Source organism: Blastococcus carthaginiensis (assembly GCF_030731085.1).
In the GTDB taxonomy this organism is placed as follows: Bacteria; Actinomycetota; Actinomycetes; order Mycobacteriales; family Geodermatophilaceae; genus Blastococcus; species Blastococcus carthaginiensis.
On sequence record NZ_JASNFN010000050.1, the window covers coordinates 1 to 3,460 of the forward strand.

4 protein-coding genes are annotated in these 3,460 nt (G+C 75.2%); 2 read left to right on the forward strand and 2 right to left on the reverse strand.

The window, feature by feature from the left end; genetic code table 11:
- Positions 1–102: 102 nt before the first annotated feature.
- On the reverse strand, positions 103–342 hold the full coding sequence (locus QOZ88_RS22665) for a Flp family type IVb pilin (protein ID WP_306001943.1): 240 nt from the start codon (positions 340–342) through the stop codon (positions 103–105).
- A 177-nt stretch (positions 343–519) separates the two neighbouring features.
- Positions 520–1,176 (reverse strand): prepilin peptidase, encoded by a 657-nt coding sequence (locus tag QOZ88_RS22670; RefSeq protein WP_306001944.1) that lies wholly within the window; start codon positions 1,174–1,176, stop codon positions 520–522.
- A gap of 177 nt (positions 1,177–1,353) precedes the next feature.
- On the opposite strand from QOZ88_RS22670, the gene QOZ88_RS22675 reads away from it, so the two are divergent.
- Together QOZ88_RS22675 and QOZ88_RS22680 are read left to right on the forward strand one after the other, a co-directional pair.
- Positions 1,354–2,550 (forward strand): flagellin N-terminal helical domain-containing protein, encoded by a 1,197-nt coding sequence (locus QOZ88_RS22675; RefSeq protein WP_306001945.1) that lies wholly within the window; start codon positions 1,354–1,356, stop codon positions 2,548–2,550.
- Positions 2,551–2,600: 50 nt separating this feature from the next.
- Positions 2,601–3,305 carry a class I SAM-dependent methyltransferase gene (locus QOZ88_RS22680; protein WP_306001946.1) on the forward strand — a complete coding sequence of 235 codons (705 nt, stop codon included), beginning with the start codon at positions 2,601–2,603 and terminating at the stop codon, positions 3,303–3,305.
- Positions 3,306–3,460 lie beyond the last annotated feature (155 nt).

The window sequence follows — 3,460 nt, forward strand, 5'->3', positions numbered from 1 at the left end:
CCCCCCCCACCCCCCCCCCCCCGCCCGGGCGCCGGGGCCCGGGGCCCCGGGGGGGGCGCCCCCCCCCCCGAACCGCTACGTCGTCGCGCAGCAGCGGGTGGATCAGGGGGTCGTGGTCGTGGTCGTGGTGCCGGTGCCGCCGGTGCCACCGATCTCGTCGGCGATGCCGTCGAACATCGTGGAGAGGTTGTCGCCCAGCGCGGTGACCGCGACGATGATGACGACGGCGATGAGGCCGACCATGAGGCCGTACTCGACGGCGGTGGCGCCCTTCTCGTCCCGGCGCAGGCGCTCCTGGGCGACCGCGACGAAGCTGGCGATGGTGGCGTAGGCGTTGATCACGTGCACTCCCTGAGGTGTCGGCCGTCCGGCAGGATCGGGTGACCCGGCCTGTGCGGCTGCTGGGGAGAGTTGTCGTGCAGGACACGCCGCGGCTTGAGCGCCGTTCACCCGAACGGTGGACACCGGCCCGTCGGACGGGCGACCCGACGCCGGGGCAGATCACGCTGCGCGAGCAGATCAGCCGAGCAGGGCGCCGCCCCAGCCCACGGCGAGCGCGGCGCCCGCCAGCATCGCCGGCCCGAAGGGCAGCTCGCTCCGCCGGCCGACCCGCCGGGTGAGCAGCAGCACGAGGGCCACCGCCGCCTGCACCACGAATCCCGCGACCGCCCCCAAGAGCACCGCGTCCCAGCCCAGCCAGCCCAGCGGCAGGCCGATGAGGGCCGCGAGCTTGACGTCCCCCATGCCGAGGCCGGCGGGCGAGATCAGCGCCATGACCAGGAAGCCGCAGAAGAGGACGGCGGCCGCCGACCCGGCGCGCAGCAGCTGGTCCCAGGTGCCCTGCGCCGCCGCGGCGACGAGGAGCAGGGCCGCAGTGGCCGCGACCGCCGGCCCGGTGACGCGGTTGGGCAGCAGCCGGTGGCGCAGGTCGACCAGCGCGAGGAGCACGCCCGCCCCGGTGACGACCAGGAAGGCCGGCAGCGCCCAGACCGCGCCGAGTCGCAGCGCCACGAGCCCGAACAGCGCGGCCGTGAGCAGCTCCGTCACCGGGAACGGCAGCGCCCGGCGGGGCCGCGGCTCCCCCCCGTCCCAGGGGAAGGCCGCGGCGAGCCGGTCGGCCACCGCTCCGGCGAGCACGCCCAGCAGCGCGGGCACCGCGACCGCCGCGGCGGTCACCGGCCGGCGGGAGGGAGCTCGGGGATCACGGCGCACACCCTGGCACAGCCCGATGGCCTCGCTGCGCAGGCGCCGGTGGGGGCGCGGAGGATCGTCGGCCGGTTCGGCTGAAGACCGGCCCACCACCCGCCGTTGAGAATCACGGTCGCTGGGCGCGGGACGGGCGGGGAGGTCGGCGTGCGGATCAGCACGAACGTCGCGGCGCTCAAAACCCACCGGGTCCTCGCGGGGAGCGACCGGGCTGCAGGGCGGTCGCTGGAACGCCTGGCGTCAGGGCTGCGCATCAACCGGGCCGCCGACGACGCCGCCGGGCTGGCGGTGGCGGAGGGCCTCCGGTCACGCATCGGTGGCATGCGCCAGGCGGTGCGCAACACCCACGACGGCATCAGCGTCGTCCGCACGGCCGAGGGGGCCCTGGCGCAGTCGACGTCCGTGCTGCAGCGCATGCGCGACCTGACGGTGCAGGCGGCCAACGACGGGGCGCTCGACGCCTCCGCGAAGGCAGCGGTCCAGCGCGAGATCGACCAGCTCGCCGCCGAGCTCACCCGGATCGCCACGGTCACCGCCTTCAACGGCACCCCGCTGCTCGACGGCTCCTACCGCGGCACCTTCCAGGTGGGCTCGGAGGTGGGCGAGACGATCACCGTCGTGATCGGCGGGGCCGGTAGGGGGATGGACGCCGAGGGGCTCGGCATCGGAGGCATCGATGTCGCCCGCACGGCGGCCGGCTCCGCGGCCCGGGCCACGGCGACCCCGGCCGTCTCCGACGAGGAGGGCGTGCCGACCTCCGGCCGGCTGTCCCTCGCGGGGGACTTCATCACACCCGGCAGCCTGGAAGCCGCCTACCGGGACCTCACGGGGACGATCAGCTACGCCGGCCGGACGTTCGACCTCGGCACCGTCGACTACACCGGTGACGTCACCGCCCAGGACCACATCGACACGATCAACCTCGCGGCGCGGGCGGCCCTGGGCACCGCCGGCATGCCGGTGGTGGCCACCTCCGGCGAGCTGGTCTTCACCGGTGACAACCCCGGCCCCGGGTCGACGACCGCGGACGGGCAGCGGCTGAGCCTGCGGTACGACCCCCAGCTGGATACCGGGACGGCGGTACGCGCCATCGACACCGCGATCCGGTGGGTCGGTTCCGCGCGGGCCGATCTCGGCGCCATCGAGAACCGGCTGGCGCACACCGCGGCCCGGCTCGACGTCGCGGTCGAGAACACCACCGCGTCCTGGTCGCGGATCCGCGACACCGACATGGCGGCCGAGATGAGCGCGCTGACCCGCGCCCAGGTGCTCTCCCAGGCCGGGACGGCGATGCTCGCCCAGGCCCAGCAGTCCCCGCAGGGTGTCCTCCGCCTGCTCGGCTGAGCCCGCGCCGACCGCGCGCGGGCTGCCCGCCGGTGGGCCACACTCCGGACGTGACAGTGGACGAGGGCTCGACCCATCGCACGGCGGCGGTCTGGTCCTACCAGGGGCACGGCGTGCACGCCGCCCCGGGCGTGCACGAGTACGCGCTCGACCTGGTCCGGCAGCAGCTGCCCGAGGGCGGCCGGATCCTGGAGGTGGGCGCCGGCTGCGGCGCGCTGGCGTGCCGGCTGCGGGAGGCGGGCTTCGACGTCGTCCCCACCGACCTCGACCCGCCGCACGACTGGATCCACCGCCTCGACCTCGACGACCCGCAGTGGACCGGGGAGACCCGCGGCCCCTTCGACATGGTGGTCTGCGTCGAGACGCTCGAGCACGTGGAGAACCCGCGGAAGGTGCTGCGCTCGATGCGGTCGTTGCTGCAGCCGGGCGGCAAGCTGCTGGTGAGCACGCCGAACGTCGGCCACCCGCACTCGCGGCTGAAGATGTTCCTGCGCGGCGCGCCGTTCATCTTCGGGCCGGGCCACTACTACCAGCCCGGCCACATCTCGATCCTCCCCGACTGGCTGCTCGTCGAGCACGTGCGCACGGCGGGGTTCGAGGACATCACCGTCACCAGCGGCGGGTCGACCTGGTACGTCGGGCCCCGGCGTCTCGCCCACCGGGTCGAGACGGCGCTGCTGTGGGCGATCGGGCTGCGGCCGCGGGCCGAGTCCGGCGAGGGGATCTGCACCTTCGTCACCGCCGTCGCCGTGTGACGGCAGCGGCCGGACCGGTCAGGCGGGGCGGGTGCCGGCCAGGGTGGCGTAGGCGACGACGTTGTCCTCGTAGCTGCGGGCGACGGGGTCGAACTCGCCGCCGCAGGTGATCAGCCGCAGCTGGGGGTCGGGGGTGTTGCCGTACACCTGCAGGG